Annotated in this window: 13 protein-coding genes; 8 read left to right on the top strand and 5 right to left on the bottom strand. The window is 63.0% G+C overall.

Going from position 1 to position 15,174, the window contains the following annotated elements; all coding sequences use genetic code 11:
- Window positions 1-232: 232 nt before the first annotated feature.
- Genes QFZ94_RS07300 through QFZ94_RS07280 form a run of 5 tightly spaced genes read left to right on the top strand, consistent with a single transcriptional unit; the run spans window position 233 to window position 9,446 of the window.
- The gene (locus QFZ94_RS07300) at window positions 233-2,845 is read left to right on the top strand and encodes an FHA domain-containing protein (protein WP_429457732.1); all 2,613 of its coding nucleotides are present in this window, start codon (window positions 233-235) and stop codon (window positions 2,843-2,845) included.
- Complete coding sequence (locus QFZ94_RS07295; RefSeq protein ID WP_429456038.1) at window positions 2,823-4,196, top strand: HlyD family efflux transporter periplasmic adaptor subunit; 1,374 nt, start codon at window positions 2,823-2,825, stop codon at window positions 4,194-4,196. The genes QFZ94_RS07300 and QFZ94_RS07295 overlap by 23 nt, the downstream gene beginning before the upstream one ends.
- Before the next feature lie 37 nt (window positions 4,197-4,233).
- A complete protein-coding gene (locus QFZ94_RS07290; RefSeq protein WP_429456037.1) occupies window positions 4,234-4,986 on the top strand; it encodes a peptidylprolyl isomerase in 753 nt (250 codons plus the stop codon).
- Window positions 4,987-5,025: 39 nt separating this feature from the next.
- Window positions 5,026-8,094: a peptidase domain-containing ABC transporter gene (locus QFZ94_RS07285; protein WP_429456036.1), complete on the top strand. Its 3,069-nt coding sequence runs from the start codon at window positions 5,026-5,028 to the stop codon at window positions 8,092-8,094.
- On the top strand, window positions 8,091-9,446 hold the full coding sequence (locus tag QFZ94_RS07280; protein WP_368582951.1) for a sigma-54 interaction domain-containing protein: 1,356 nt from the start codon (window positions 8,091-8,093) through the stop codon (window positions 9,444-9,446). Before QFZ94_RS07285 ends, QFZ94_RS07280 begins: the two co-directional genes overlap by 4 nt.
- Window positions 9,447-9,502: 56 nt before the next feature.
- Here the strand turns inward: QFZ94_RS07280 and QFZ94_RS07275 are convergent, their stop codons facing one another.
- Together QFZ94_RS07275 and QFZ94_RS07270 are read right to left on the bottom strand one after the other, a co-directional pair.
- Complete coding sequence (locus tag QFZ94_RS07275) at window positions 9,503-10,273, bottom strand: PP2C family protein-serine/threonine phosphatase (RefSeq protein ID WP_368582949.1); 771 nt, start codon at window positions 10,271-10,273, stop codon at window positions 9,503-9,505.
- Between the two features lie 5 nt (window positions 10,274-10,278).
- Entirely contained in the window at window positions 10,279-10,566 is a 288-nt protein-coding gene (locus tag QFZ94_RS07270; RefSeq protein WP_013092508.1) for a hypothetical protein, read from the bottom strand.
- Window positions 10,567-11,016: 450 nt separating this feature from the next.
- Here QFZ94_RS07270 and QFZ94_RS07265 point away from each other — a divergent pair, with 450 nt between their 5' ends.
- Window positions 11,017-11,538 carry a lecithin retinol acyltransferase family protein gene (locus tag QFZ94_RS07265; protein WP_429456035.1) on the top strand — a complete coding sequence of 174 codons (522 nt, stop codon included), beginning with the start codon at window positions 11,017-11,019 and terminating at the stop codon, window positions 11,536-11,538.
- A 40-nt stretch (window positions 11,539-11,578) separates the two neighbouring features.
- Window positions 11,579-11,830 (top strand): hypothetical protein, encoded by a 252-nt coding sequence (locus QFZ94_RS07260; protein ID WP_368582946.1) that lies wholly within the window; start codon window positions 11,579-11,581, stop codon window positions 11,828-11,830.
- Window positions 11,831-11,834: 4 nt separating this feature from the next.
- Here the strand turns inward: QFZ94_RS07260 and QFZ94_RS07255 are convergent, their stop codons facing one another.
- On the bottom strand, window positions 11,835-12,713 hold the full coding sequence (locus QFZ94_RS07255; protein WP_368582945.1) for a LysR family transcriptional regulator: 879 nt from the start codon (window positions 12,711-12,713) through the stop codon (window positions 11,835-11,837).
- A 341-nt stretch (window positions 12,714-13,054) separates the two neighbouring features.
- Here QFZ94_RS07255 and QFZ94_RS07250 point away from each other — a divergent pair, with 341 nt between their 5' ends.
- Window positions 13,055-13,546 carry a DUF4126 family protein gene (locus QFZ94_RS07250; RefSeq protein ID WP_368582943.1) on the top strand — a complete coding sequence of 164 codons (492 nt, stop codon included), beginning with the start codon at window positions 13,055-13,057 and terminating at the stop codon, window positions 13,544-13,546.
- 72 nt (window positions 13,547-13,618) lie between these two features.
- Here QFZ94_RS07250 and tehA read toward each other — a convergent pair whose 3' ends face one another.
- Window positions 13,619-14,644, bottom strand: coding sequence for a dicarboxylate transporter/tellurite-resistance protein TehA (gene tehA, locus QFZ94_RS07245; protein WP_429456034.1), 1,026 nt, complete (start codon window positions 14,642-14,644; stop codon window positions 13,619-13,621).
- Window positions 14,645-14,822: 178 nt separating this feature from the next.
- Window positions 14,823-15,173, bottom strand: a complete 351-nt coding sequence (locus QFZ94_RS07240; protein WP_429456033.1) for a response regulator — start codon at window positions 15,171-15,173, stop codon at window positions 14,823-14,825.
- Between the last annotated feature and the right edge of the window lies 1 nt (window position 15,174).

The raw sequence follows: 15,174 nt of genomic DNA, 5'->3' as shown, positions 1-15,174 counted from the left end.
TGAGCTAATCCATCAGTTGGCGTACCACGCGGGTATTTCGTCGGCTGACGACTCATCCGCTGTCTTCTCATCCGGCGATATCCAAATTGACACTGTCGATGCGTGACTTAAAATCCTTTAGGGGTCAGCGTTTGCGTGGCTCTTCGCGACAATTTCGTTGGGCCGTCGTTCTTTGTCCAGTTCGCCCCGCGTTCCTGCCGCGGCAGGTAAACGCTTGAGCGATCCAGAGAAAATGGCCACCGGCGAAGCTCCGATTGCTGAAATGCGCACGACAACGGACGCCGCCTTCGACGTGGTGCTGTCGCCGGTTGCGTGCGCACAGCGCCCAGCGCTCGACGCCATTCGCATCGTCGACAACCTGTTCGCGGTCGGCCGCAGCGAAGCGCCGTTCAGCGACTATCCCGCGCAATGGACCGCCGGTCTGTCGCGTCGGCATGCGCGTGTTTTTATCGAGCATGGTGCGGTTTATGTCGCCGATCTCGGCAGCAAGAACGGCACGACGGTCAACGGCATCGCGGTGCGGCAAACTCCCGCGCGCGTGCGCGGCGGCGATGAACTCTGCTTTGCCGGTGAACTGTGCTATCGCGTCGGCATCGAGCCGCGCCCGCGCGTCGTCACGGGCGGAAGCGCTTCTTCCCTCGCCCATCTATTGCTGGTGCCACAGCGCGACGATCTGGGTCTGCAACCGGTCGACGTGCTGGCTTTTCCGTTCCTGGTCAGCAAAACGGACGAGATCTTCTCGCGCTACAAAGACCGTTATCCGCACCAGGTCAATTACATTTCGCGGCGCCATGCGCACCTGTTTCTGAAGGGCGGCCAGCTCTACGTCGAGGATCTCGGCAGCACCAACGGCACGTTCGTGAATGGCCAGCGGATCGGCGAATCGGCGCTTGCGCTGGTGGATGGGGATGTCGTTGCATTTGGCGGCGATCACTTCGTCTACAGGGTGTCGCTACAGAACTCCGCCGACGCCGAACCCACCGTGACCCAGTTCTCTCTTCGTCCCGCTGCCGACAGTGCCGCCGATGCCGACAAGACGACCTTCGTCGGCGCGGCGCATTCGTTTCTCGACATCTTTTGCGTCGATCCGGCACTGCAACGCGAAGACGAAGTGAACGATGCGGCGCAACCCGGCTCCGCCCGCGCGAAGCGTGATGGAGCCGGGGCGGCAAGCGGCGCGCAAGCCGCAAAGGGCGCGCAGGCGGCACACCCGGCGGACACGAAAGACGGCGCAAATGAAAGAAGCGGCAAAGCCAAAGCCGCGGCACGTAGTAAGCCGCGTCGCTGGAAGATGGTCGCCGGCGAACTCCACAAGGCGTTGGCGGACGGCGAGCGCACCAATGTTCGGCGCGCGGCGGCATGGGGCGGCGCGGGTGTTGCGCTCGTGGTTGCGCTTGGCGTGGGCCTCTATCTGCACGGTTCATCGGAACGCGAGTTGAAGAGCCTGCTCGCGAACGGTGATTACTCGAACGCCCTGACGATGGCACGCGGCTATCTGGCCACGCACCCGACGGACACCAGGATCAGCGCGCTCGCCAGCGAGGCATTGCTGAAAGCGAACTTGCCGGGCTGGATCGAAGCCGTGCAAAAAGCGCAGTTCGACCAGGCCGACGCGCTGCTGAAGAACATGAGGGCGTTGAGCGCGACGGACTCCGATGCCGCGTCGCTTGTCGGCGAATTGCAGTGGGTCGGCGATCTCGAACGCTTCGTCGCGGCGCGCGGCGGCGTCGACGCGCCGATCCGCATGTATACGGACGAAGCGACGATCAACGGCTTGCTGCACCGCTGGGACGACGACGCGGCGAGTCATCAGCGCGCGCTCGACCGGATTGCGAGCTACGTGCCGGCCTTCGCGGAGCCCTACGCGCACACGCTGAGCCATCTGCGCAAGCTCGAAAGCGACGATTCGGTGTACGTCGCCGCGATAGATCGGCTCAATGGCGTGATCCAAACCGAACTCTCGCGCGACAAACCCGACGCGCTGCCGCCGGTATTCGACGATTACGCGCAGCGCTACCCACGGCTCGCGGGGCTCGATAGAGTGCGCGACGATTTGCGCCAATACACCGCGCTGCTGAATGCCGCGTTGAGCCGCCAATTGACGTCATTGCTCGCGATGATGAAAACGGCGCGCTTCAGCACACCGCCTTTCCAGGCGCAATACCAGCAGCTTGCGGCGACGCGTTTGCCGTCGGCGGACATCGTTCAACGTCAGGACGCGGTCGATGCCGCGTGGCAACGCGGCGACGCGCAGCAGGCGCTCAGCGATTTGCAGTCGATGCCGACGAGCCCATGGTCCGACGTGCTCGCGGCCGAAGCCGCGCACAAGAAGGCGCTATCCGATCAATACAACGATCTGCAGAAAACGCGTGGCGGCAAAGATTACGACCAGCGTCTGCTGTCGTTCTACGCGAGCCTCGATCCGCGAACCGACGCATGGTTCGTGCAGGCGATCCAGAAAGACGTCGCCGCGTTGCATGACAATGCGCTCGCGCGTGCGCAGGATCTGTTGCTGCGCGCGCAAAGCCTGTGGAAAGAGTACCGCGCGAACGGGCCGATCGGCGGCACGCAGCGGCTCGAAGCCGGCATCTCGCCGGGCTTTCGCAGCGAGGCGCGTCTGCTCAGCGACGCGCAAACGGCGGCACGGCAGGGCATGCGCATCTACACGCAGCTGAAGGCCGATCATCCCGCCGACTTCGATCGTCTGCTCGCGGATATCGACGCGGAAGCGAGTTTGCAGCGCCGCTCGTTGACCGAGTTGCGCATGGTGCTGGACCCTGGGCTCCTGAAAGCGAAGCTCGCGTTGATTGGAGGCGATCAGAGTGAAACGCGATCCTCACCCTAAGCCGTTATCGGAGGCGCTGGAAGATCATAGCGTCGAAGGCATCGCGATCCTGACGTCCGAGCCGGTGCGGATTGCGCGCGCGCTGATCTGGGCGATGGTCGCGCTCGTCGTGTCGGGCTTGCTGTGGTCGTTCGTCGGCCGCGCGGATGTGATCGTCAGCGCACCTGGCACGTTGTCGCCGGAATCGGAGGTGCGGCGCATCTATACGCCGATCGACGGCGAACTCGCGGACCTGTACATCGCGGAGGGTCAGCCGGTGTCGAAAGGCGACGTGCTCGCGCGGCTCAATGCGCGCGGCGCGATCGAAGCTGCGAGCAACGCGTTACAGGCGCAACTGAAACTCGAAGACGCCGAACGCGAATGGAAGCAGTTTCCGGAGAAGAAGGCGTTGATGGAACGCAAGGCTGCGTCGTTGAAGGCGCAACTCGAAGTCGAGGAGCGCCTGCACGAGAACCGCGTTTCAGAAGGCACGACGAAGCTTGCCGAAGGGCAGAAGGCCGAACTCGACGAAGCGCGCAGCTCGCTCGACAACGCACGCCGCGCGCGCGAAGCGGCGAACCAGGAACTGGATCGCTATTCGCGGCTGTTCGCGCAGCCGGGCGGCGGCGGCATTGCCGAATTGCAGGTCGAGCAGAAACGCACGGCCGCGCTCGAAGCGGATAACGCCTTCCGTGTCGCGCAGTCGAAGCTGGCCGAACTGGACTTTCGTCTGAGCCATGAATACGCGCAGGCGAACGCGCAACTCGCGACGAGCGGCCAGCAAAGCACCGATCTGCAACTGCAATACGATCAGGCGGTGCGCGACGTCACCGATGCGGAAGACAAACTGCGCGTGCAATTACAAAGCGCGCGCCTCGAAGCCGATGCCGCTGCGCGCGTGCGCTTCGAGAACATCGATAAAGACAATTTTCTGCTGATTCTGGCGCCGGTTTCCGGCGTGATTACCGACGTCACGTCGACGCAGCGCGGCGACAAGATTCAGGCGAATGCGCCGCTCGGCGGCATTGCGCCAAAAGACGCGCGGCCCGTGCTGAAGATCGAAATCTCCGAACACGACCGCGCCTTTCTGCACGTGGGCCTGCCGGTCAAATTGAAGTTCAATGCGTTTCCTTACCAGCGCTACGGATTGATCAGCGGCACGCTCGCGTATATCTCGCCGGCCACGAAGCCGTCCGTGCAGGACAAGCAACCGGTCTACGAGGGCCGCGTCACGCTCGACAAGGATTACTACCAGGTGGCCGGCACGCGTTATCCACTGCGTTACGGCATGACCGCCAGTGCGGAAATCGTCGTGCGCGAACGGCGCCTGATCGACCTCGGTCTCGATCCGTTCAGAGAGGTGGCGGGTTGAGCGCGCGAATCAAACATCCAAGGAAGGAGCAGAACAAATGACCGCGATAGTGCGTATCGATGATGAAGTCGTGGATGTGGACGAGTTCATTCGTCTTCTGAAACTGACCGGCCAGTTCGAGAGCCTGATCGAGCAGATCGTGCGCGACAAGCTTACCGTCCATGCGGCGAAAAAGCAGGGCATCACTGTCAGCGCCGATGAAATCCAGCAGCGCGCGGATCAGTTTCGCCGCGTGCGCGGGCTGCATCGCGCGGCTGACATGAATCATTATCTCGACGCGCTGCACGTGAGCCTCGACGAATTCGAGGTGTTCATTACCGACGGGCTCTATCAGGAGAAGATGCTCGACGACATCGGTAACGACGCGGCAATCCGTGATTACTTCGCGTTGAATTCACCGAAGTTCGACGCGATCGAAGTCAGCCATATCGTGCTCGATAGCGAAGGCAAGGCGAAGGAAATGATCTCGTACCTGCACGATGACCCCGACGCCTTCGCCGAGATGGCGTGCGAGCATTCGATCGCCGACACGCGCGAGTCCGGCGGCGTGATCGGCAAGGTACTGCGCGGTTCGCTGAAGCCCGATATCGAGGCGAAGATCTTCAATGCGGCGGTCGGCGATCTGCTCGGTCCGTTTCCGTCGGCCGACCGTTCGTGTTTCGAGATCTTCGCGGTGACGGCCAAATATCCGGCCACGCTCGATGCCGACGTGGCCACTGAAATCCGCCGTTTGCTGCGCGAGAGCTGGCTGATTGCCCGCGCCCAGGAACACGTGATCGAAGCGCGCTAGTACCCGACTAGCGCCCGATAAAGCGAGGCTCACCGATACATGGACGCCCCCCAGACCGCGCCATCCGCGCCCTCCACCGCCGAATTTCTCGCTTCGGTGGAGATCCTGTCGCCATTCTCACGCGACGAATTGGAGCGGCTTGCCGAATACGCGCAGGCAAAGTTCTATTCGTTTGGCGAGACGGTGTGCTCGGCTGGCGAAGTGGCCGATGGTCTCTATGTGATCCGCTCGGGCACGGTGCGTATCTTTACCGAGGAGCACGGCAAGGAAACCAGCATGGGCGTACGCAAGTCGGGCGAGATCTTTGCCGACATTGCGATGTTGCGCTCGTACGTTCACGAAGCGTCGGTACGGTCGTCGGGCAAGACCGAAGTGCTGTTCATTCCGCGCAGCGCGATCGAGCCGGTGATGGCGGCCAACGCCGCGGCATTGGCGTTCGTCGCCAGCTATGTCGCGATCAATTCGGCTGGGGGCTTCGTCGCGCAACTGTTCGATCTGCGCGGCAAGCTGAACAAGGCGGAACTCGAAGAGTACGTGCGCAGCGTCGGCGCGAAACGGGTGGCTGCCGGCAAGGAGATTCTGAAACAGGACGGCCGCGAGGACCGGCGGCTTTATGTGGTGCGGCAAGGCCAGGTGCGCATCGTGCGGCACGAGGAGGGTCACGACTACACGCTCGCGACGCTCGGCGAAGGCGAGATCTTCGGCGAGAAGGCGTGCCTGATGCGCCAGGAACAGATGGCATCGGTGATTGCGACCACCGACACGCGGCTGCTGGTGATCCCCGAGCGCACCGTTCATTTCATTCTCGAACGCAATCCGAAACTGCGCGAAGTACTCGACGAGCGCATCCGCTACGGCGACCGCGAATTGCAGCGCCAAAAGCGGCTCGAACAGCGGCGCAAGCTGCCGTTGATGCTGGACCTGCAGAGCAAGCCGGAACTCGGCGAGAAGATCATCCGGCGTTTCGCGCTCGTCGAGCAGGCCGAGGAAATGGATTGCGGCGCCGCGTGTCTCGCGATGATCTGCCGCCATTACGGCATTCCGATGACGCTCGGCAAACTGCGCGAACTCGCGAACGTGACGACGCAGGGTGCGACGCTCGACAGCCTCGCGCGCGCGGGCGAGTCGCTCGGCTTCACGACGCGCGGTGTCCAATGCACGTTCGATTCGCTGCGCGGCTTCGATTTGCCGTTCATCGTGCATTGGGAGGGTTACCACTATGTGATCGTGTACGGGCTGTCGAAAGAGTATGTCTGGGTGGCGGACCCGGCACTCGGTTTCAGAAAGCTGAGCGTCGAAGATTTCGAACGCGGCTGGAGCGGCACCTGTTTGTTGTTTACCGGCGGATCGCAGCTGCTGCAGATGTCGGCCGAGCGCTCGCCTTGGATTCGTTTTGTCGGATACCTGAAGCCGTACCGCAAGATACTCGGCTATCTGTTTCTGGCGACCTTCGTGATCCAGGTGCTCGGCGTGATTCCCCCGCTGATCATTCAGAACATTCTCGACGGTGTGATCGTGCATCAGAACGTCAGTCTGCTGCATATGCTGATCGGCGGGCTCATCATTTCCAACATCTTCACGCAGCTGATGTCGACGATACGCGCGTATCTGGCGAACTTCATGGTCCGCAACATGGACTTCGCGATGATGTCGCAGTTCTTCAAGCATACGTTGTCGCTGCCGTTCTCGTTCTTCGCGAAGCGCAAGACCGGCGATATCTTCGCGCGCTTTCAGGAGAACCAGACGATTCGCGCGTTCCTGACCGAATCCACCGTGACGACCGCGCTCAATCTGCTGATGATCTTCATCTACTTCACGATCATGTTCGTGTACAACGTGAAGATGACGCTGGTGTTGATCGCATTCGTGATTCCGATCATGGGACTCACGGTGATCGCGACGCCGAAGATCAAGAGCTATGCGCGCGAGGTGTTCACAGCGTCGACCGAGGCGAAGTCGTTTTTGATGGAGGCGCTCTCCGGCGTCGAGACCGTCAAGGGCATGGGCATCGAGCGGCCGGTGCGCTTGCGCTGGGAGAAGAAGTACGCAAAGGCGCTCGAATTGCAGTATCGCGCGCACGCATTCAATATTCTGGTCAGCTTCGGCAGTCAATTGCTGAATGCGGCCACGACGATTGCGATTCTTTGGGTCGGCGCGAATCTGGTACTCGCACGCGAATTGACGATCGGCCAGCTGATCGCGTTCAATGCCTTCATGGGCAGCGTATTGAGTCCGCTGATGGGTCTGGTCGGCTTGTGGAGCATGCTCAACGATGCGGGTGTCGCGATGGAACGGCTCGGCGATGTGCTCGATATCGAGCCCGAACAGAAGCCGCAGGATTTGCCTTCCCGCGTAATGCTGCCGGAGCTGCAAGGCGAAATCAGCCTGCAAGGCGTCTATTTCCGCTATGGCGAAGAGGATTCCGCTTATGTGCTCGAGAACATCAGCTTCGATATCAAGCCCGGTGAACTGGTCGCGATCGTCGGGCGCAGCGGCTCGGGCAAGACCACGCTCGCGAAGCTGCTGGTTGGGTTCTATCAGCCGAGCGAAGGGAAAATGACGATCGACGGTTACGACTCCGGCGTGATCGACAAGGCTTACTTCCGCGCGCAAATCGGCTACGTGATGCAAAGCAACCTGCTGTTCTCGGGCACGATAGCCGAGAACATCGCGAGCGGCGACGACGCGCCGGACCGCCGGCGTATCGAGGAGGTCGCGAAAATGGCCGACGCGCATGGCTTCATCAGCAAGATGCCGCTCGGCTATGAACAGGTCGTCGGCGAGCGCGGCATCGGCTTGTCGGGTGGTCAGATCCAGCGGCTGTGCATTGCGCGCGCGCTTTATCACGATCCGCGTCTGCTCGTGTTCGACGAGGCGACATCGGCGCTCGACTCGCAATCGGAAAGCAATATTCTCGGCAATATGCACGACATCCTGAAGGGCCGCACGGCGGTGATCATTGCGCATCGGCTCAGCACGATCATGCGCGCGGACAAGATTCTCGTGCTGTATGAAGGCGCGATCGTCGAACAGGGCCGTCACGAGGAGCTGATCCAGCGCGGCGGCATGTACTATCAGCTCGTGCAGAAACAGTTGAGTGCATCATGATGAAGATACTCGACCAGATTGAAGAGGCGAGTCCCGCGATATCGTACGCGGGACTGATCGAGCGGATCGAGATCCTGCGCTCCACGTTGCGCTGGTCGTCGCGGCTCGAACGCGCCGATATCGACAAGCTGCTCAGGCAGGCCACGTCGTTGCGCGACGAAGTGATGCAGCTTTCGCACAAGGAGCGCTTCGTGCAGGCGGCTACCGCTGGCGAGCCGCAGGCGAGCGCGGAGCAATCGCGCGGTGCGCGACGCAAGGCGCTACTGGAACGCAGCTTTATTTTCGAGGGCACGTTCGGCGACAATCCGCGGCTGCTCGAATCGCTCGAAATTGCGGAAAAAGCCGCGCCGACCGATTTGCCGGTGCTGATCGATGGAGAGAGCGGCACCGGCAAGGAACTGATGGCGAAGGTGATTCACGCGAATGGCGCGCGTGCGGACAAGCCGTTCATTTCGGTGAACTGCGGCGCGATTCCGGACAATCTGCTGGAGTCGGAACTGTTCGGGCATCGCAAGGGCGCATTTACCGGCGCGTCGAACGACCGCAAGGGCAAATTCGAAAGCGCGCATACGGGCACGATCTTTCTCGACGAAATCGGCGAGTTGCCGCTCGCGGGCCAGGTCAAGCTGCTGCGCGTGCTCGAAGCGCACGAGATTCAACGCGTCGGTTCCGACGAAACGATTGCGGTCGATACGCGCATCGTCGCGGCGACCAACCGCAATCTGCGCAAGCTCAGCGAAGAAGGCCGGTTTCGCGAGGATCTGTTCTACCGGCTCAGCGTGATTCATGTCACGCTGCCGCCGCTGCGCGAACGGCGCGACGAAATTCCGTTGCTGATTGCGTGGTTCGGCGACGAAGCGGCGGGCACGCTGAAACGCCGGCCGGTCAGATTGACGCCGCGTTTGCGCGACTTTCTATTGAGCTACTCGTATCCGGGCAATATCCGCGAACTGCGCAACGTGATGTACCGCATCTCATGTCTGGCTGCAGATATGGCCGACGTCGAGCATTTGCCGCTCGATATGCGACCGGCCGCGCCCGGTTCAGCTGCGGCGCAGGCGGAGGGCGGCCAGGCGAGCGGCGAGCAGCCGATCAGTGTCGCGAATCTGATGTCGTTGAGCGACGCGAAGCGGGCGGCCAGCGACGACGCCGAGAAAGCGTTTCTCGAACGCGGACTGCGGGAAGTCAGCGGGACCGTCGCCGAGCTGGCGCGGCGCATCGATATGAATCGCTCGCACTTGCAGATGCTGCTGAAAAAGCACGGCCTGCACTCGAAGGATTTCCGCAATCGCAATGCGCCGCCCACGAAAAACGGCACGAACGAGCGCGATGAGGAAGACGACGAAGGCTGAGTGAAGGATCACTGAAAAACCAATGGAGGCTCGCTGAAACGCGTGCCTGAAGACCATCAAGGCGCCGGATTCAGCAAGGTCTTGTCCGCCGCATTCGGGTCTTGCGCTTCCACGACCACTGCCGTGATGTTGTCGCGTCCGCCGCGCGCGAGCGCGAGGTCGACCAGTTCGCAACATGCGTTTTCGCGCTCCGCCGAAGTCAGCACGCCGGCGATCTCGTCGTCGCTCAGTTCGTTGCTCAGACCGTCGCTGCACAACAGGAACACGTCGCCGTCGGCGACTTCGATCGCGTCGTCGTCGAGTTCGAGCAGGTCGGTTGCGCCGACCGCGCGCGTGATCATGTGTTGCGCCGGATGATTGCGTGCTTCTTCGTCGGTGATGACGCCGAGCGAGCGCAGCTCCTCGACCTGGCTGTGATCGCGCGTCAGTTGCCGCAACTGTCCGTCGCGGTACAGGTAGATGCGGCTGTCGCCGGCCCACACGTAGCCGCAGAAGCGATCGCAGGCAAGCAGCACGACCACGGTGCTGCCGATGCGCTGCACCTGGCGGCGCGCGGCTTCATCGCGCAATTGGCGGTTCGCGAATTGCAGACGCGCGCGCGCATCGGCGATCAGCATTCTGAGGCCGTGCGGCGCCGCCAGTTGAGTCAATGCGTCGATCACGGTGCGGCTGGCAACATCGCCGACCGCGTGACCGCCCATCCCATCGGCGACAGCCCAGCGTCCCGCCTCGGGATCGTCGAGGTAGGCATCTTCGTTGATTTCGCGGACCCGCCCCGTGTCGGAACGCGCGGACGACGTCCAGCGAAATTGGCTCTCGCAGGTCACAACGGCTACACCATCTCGTTTCGGTTGCGTGCGTCCGGAGACACGGTGAGGGTTGCGTTCGCGCCGGTGTTGCGTACGTCGACCGACTGGAACTGGTTGATCATCTGGTTAGCATAGAAGTTGTTGGAGACCTCGTACAGATTGACCACCGGCCCAATGCTAGGCGTTTGCGGCACGTACGGCTGAATCCAGCCATAGATCCATGGCGCGCCGCCGCCACCGCGGATCGCCGCCATCGCTTTGCGATCGAGCGCGAGGTTCAGCGAGAGGTCGTTCAATTTGATGCAGGACATGTCGTTCTCCGGTTGGCCGCGTTTGCAATGCGCGCGGCTGAATGGACCCTGCACACGCTGGTGCAAAGGCCATGCCAATCGGGGGCGGATTCGGCGCGAACCCCGCAGCGCCTTGACTGGCGTGCGCTGCGCGGCTTTTCCACGAATCAGGTCGATGTCATCGGTCGGCTCGCGGCCAACAAGCGTCCATTTAAATAGGTGTAGGACCCAACACATTCAGGCGGGTCCTCTTACGTTTTCCATTCACGTTAATTAGCGCGCCACACCGCTCGCAAATGAGCGTTGCACGCCAACAGATCGGCGCGATTTCTGTTGGTCCCTTACTGACATCTGTCTGTTCAAAAAACCGCTCGATCGGCCGCGAAGCCCGTAAACACGGGCTTTCCGGGAGCTGGCCCAGATGATGCAAAAGCTGTCGCAACAGTGTTGGAAATGCGAACGAGGCCAGCCATGAACACCCAAACGCTCGATACCCGCGACGACGAACCGCAATCCGCAGCCGCTTGCGACACCACCTCATCGACGATCGATCTGCCGATCGGCGCGCATCTGGTTACGCAACGCAATGGCTACGAACATCACGGCATCTATGTCGGCAACGGCCGCGTCGTGCACTACTCGGGCTTTGCGGGGTCCGCGCATCCCGGCCCGGTCGAGGAAGTCGAACTGTCGCGCTTCGCCGCCGGCCATGCGATGTCGGTTCGGGCGACGCCGAGCGCGATCTACGTCGGTGCCGAAGCAGTGCGCCGCGCGCGCTCCCGCCTCGGCGAAAACCGCTATCGCCTGCTGACCAACAACTGCGAACACTTCTGCGCGTGGTGCCTGCTCGGCGAAAGCCGCAGCGAACAGGTGGATTGCTGCCTGCGCCATCCGAGCACGGGCGTGCGCGCACTGCTGTGCCTCGTGAAGGCGTTTGTCGAGAGCGGGGCGAGGAACGATCACCGCGTGGCGCAACTCGCGCAAGTCGCGTGATTGCAGCGCGCCGGGAACGGGACGATTCGAGGAGAACATCATGGTTGCCGCGGAAAAGAGCTTGCACTGGGCCGTCGACAAATGGCTCGCGCCCACGCCGTCGATGCCCGCGCGAGTCGTGCGGTTCTGCCATCGCGCGTCGCAACAGCAACGCTATGTATGCGTGCAGGCGTTGAAGCCGGAAGGATTGCTGTCGATCTTCTTCTTCCGCCACGGCGACGGTTCGTGGAACGTGTTCCCGCCGCAAGCCGAGCGGCCCGCGATGAACGGGCACGGCCGTACGGCCGCGTAAGAAGTCAGGCGTGACCTGCCGTGGCCGCTTCCCTGGCGAGCCACTGACTGAACAGCAACATCGCCGGCGTCATCGGCTTGCCCTTCAGGCAGGTCAGCCAGTAGCTGCCCGCCTTCACCTCGACGTCGAACGGGCGCACCAGCCGCCCGGTATTGATCTCCCGTTCGAACATCAACGCGGGCGCGAGGGCGATGCCCGCGCCTTGTATCGCCGCCTCCACCATCAGCCGCGACGAATCGAACACCGGTCCGCGCACCGGCCGCGGCGCGATGCCCGCGGCCGCGAACCAGTTCATCCAGTCGTCCATCCGGTACGAGCGCAGCAGCGTTTCGTTGGCGAGATCGTCGGGCCGCGTGAGGCGCGCGGCGATCTCGGGCGTACAGAGCAGCGCGAGCGGCGCGTCGAGCAGTTTGGTGGCGAGCGAGCCGGGCCAGGTGCCGTCGCCGAAACGGATTGCGAAATCGAGGCCTTCGGTCGCGAGATCGACGAGGTTGTTGTTGGTCAGTAGCCGTAGTTCGACGAATGGATGCGCTTCGCGAAACGACTTCAGGCGCGGCATCAGCCAGCCTACCGCGAACGTGCCGACCACACCGACCGTCAGCACCTCGTGGAAATGCCCGCCGTCGAACTGCTTGAGTACCGCCTCGATACGATCGAACGCGTCGGACAGCACGGGCCGCAGTGCGAGTCCTTCATCGGTCATCGCGAGGCCGCGCGGCAAACGCTTGAATAGCGCGGTGCCGAGCCGCTCCTCCAGCGAGCGGACCTGCTGGCTGACCGCGGCCTGGGTCACGTTCAGCTCTTGCGCGGCGCGCGTGAAGCTCAGATGCCGCGCTGACGACTCGAACGCGCGCAGCGCGTTCAGCGGGAGATACGGTCTCATGGTGCAGATACAAGATTTTCTTGTGAGTGGGCTAACTTATCACCATCGGCCCACTTCGCCGACTCCCTGGCTGTTATTTCGCCAGTCGAATTGTGCGACACTAGGGCCACATCGACGGGGGCAATCGCACGCCCGGCGCCGCGCGAGGCGCGCGGCGCCGCGTCGGCAATCAAGGGCCGGCAACTGTGAGCAACGGTGAATGGCCGCCGCGGGTTGCCTCGATGTAGGTAGTGAGAAGTTGACTGTCCAGATGGAATGCTCGACATGTTCTGCCGACGTTCGTCCAGGTAAGCCGTCGGCTCGTACAACCTTGCATCAGTGCCCTCGATCGGGAGTCCGCTATGTCCGTGTATGTTCTGGCCTTGCTCATCGGCGTCGTCGCCGGCCTTCGCGCGATGATCGCCCCCACCGCCGTCAGCTGGGCAGCGCGCCTGGGATGGCTGCCGCTGCAAGGCACGTCGCTCGCGTTCCTCGGTGCCGCGGCCACGCCGTATATCTTCACCGTGCTGGCGGTCATCGAACTGATCACGGATCAATTGCCCGAAACGCCGAGCCGCAAGGTGCCGCTGCAGTTCGGCGCGCGCGTCGTGCTCGGTGCGCTGAGCGGCGCGGCGATCAGCGGCGCGCATGGCGGCCTTGCGGGCGGCATGATCGTCGGGGTGCTGGGCGCGGTGGTCGGTGCGGTAGGCGCGGTGATCGGCACGCTCGGCGGCGCGAAGGTGCGTAGTTCGCTCGCGAACATGTTCGGACGCGATGCACCCGCGGCGCTGATCGAGGACGTGGTGGCGATTCTCGCCGCTGCGTTGATCGTCGTGTCGATGCACGGCTTCTGATACTCCACGCACAAACGCGAACGCGGCGGCACGCTCTGCGCGTCGCCGCCGTGTTCGGTCGCTGCCTGCCGCTTATTGAGCCCGGGCGATTCGCGCGGCCGGCGCGACTTGCTTGACCGGTGCCGTCGCCGCCGTCGAACCTGCCGCCACCGGCGGGATCAGCTTGCCTTGCACGAGCAGCTGAAGCGTCTTCACCACCAGAATCGCGATGATCGCGTTTGCCACCAGGAACAGGACCGGCGCCGCGAACTCGATCGGACCGGTCGCGCCGCGTTCGACCAGACGCAGCGCCATCGTCGGCAATGCCGCTACGCCGAAGCTGAACGCCCAGTAGCCGGGCACGAACGCCTGCTGGCGAATCCACGGCAGCAAACGCAGCAGCATCAGCGCTTGAAACAGGCCGTAGCCGAGCAGCGCGAAGGCGAACACATCAGGCGTGCCGCTCGTGAGGCTCAGATACGCGACACCACCGACGACCGGCGGCGCCAGTTGCACGCCGAGGGTCGGGCGCAGCGCTTCGGGCAGCGGTTCATGCACCGCGGCGCGATGCAGGATCATCGATTCGAGCGCGAGCCACGCCAGCATGCCGCCGCCGAAAAACAGCTCGCCCAGTTGATGGAAGCCGAATGCGGCCGAGCTCGTCGCCGCGACGAAACCCGCACCGACCGTCGGCAGATAGATCGCCGGCGTGGTCAGTTCGGGCTTGCGGCCGCCTTGCCACAGCCGGCCATGTAGATAGACACCGAGCCCCAGTTGCGCGACCGCCGCGACGCCGTATAGCGTCAGCGCGAGGGTGTGCGCGTACGGCTGCAGCAGTTGCGCGGCGAGCAGCGTCGAGATCGGCGCGAGCGCGACGAACGACGACTGCACCGGATGGTCCAGTTCGGCGCGCGCGTCGGCGGTCTGCGCGAACCACTTGTGCGCATAGGCGAACAGAATCACGACCCAGACGGCGAGCGCCGCCACCGTCACCACGCTGCCCGCTATGGCCGGCAAATGCCACAGGCGGATTGCCACGCGCCACAGGTTGGCAAGCGCCAACGAGCCCACCGCGATACTGAAGAAGCCAGCGGGAACCGCCCCACGATTGCTGTTCATGACGACCTCCGGAAGTTGCGTCGCGCTGCGCGTTGCTGGCTATGCGCGATCGATGGCGTACTGTAAAAGGCCTCGGAGATTCGCAGAACGCTGCAAACGCTCGACAAATGGCGCGAGCGTCTCAAGCTGTGTTTTTAGCGGGAAAAGAGGGAGAGAAGGCAGGCAGGGGAGCCTGCCGTCAACCGCCCATGCGCACCAGCATCGCCAGCAGCTGGTCGAACGAAAGCGGCTTGCGCGCGTAGGCGATATGCGGATTGGGCTGCACCGGAATGTCCGACGCGGCGCTGCACAGGATGATCGGAATGTCGCGCAACTCCGGGTCCTCATACAGCGCCGCGCACAACTGGACGCCCGACATGACCGGCATCATGCAATCGGACACGATGATGCCGGGCCGGCTCGAGCGGACCAGTTCGAGCGCGACGGCGCCGTTCGACGCGGTCCGCACCGCATAGCCGTGTCGTTCCAGCAGCAGCCGCCACACCGTGAGGATGTCGAACTCGTCGTCCACCACCAGAATGGTTTTCATG

Origin of the sequence: Paraburkholderia sp. JPY465, assembly GCF_050436725.1 — a bacterium.
Lineage (GTDB): Bacteria > Pseudomonadota > Gammaproteobacteria > Burkholderiales > Burkholderiaceae > Paraburkholderia > Paraburkholderia youngii.
Note: the sequence above shows the minus strand (reverse complement) of the source record. Positions and strands in the feature narration are given on the sequence as shown.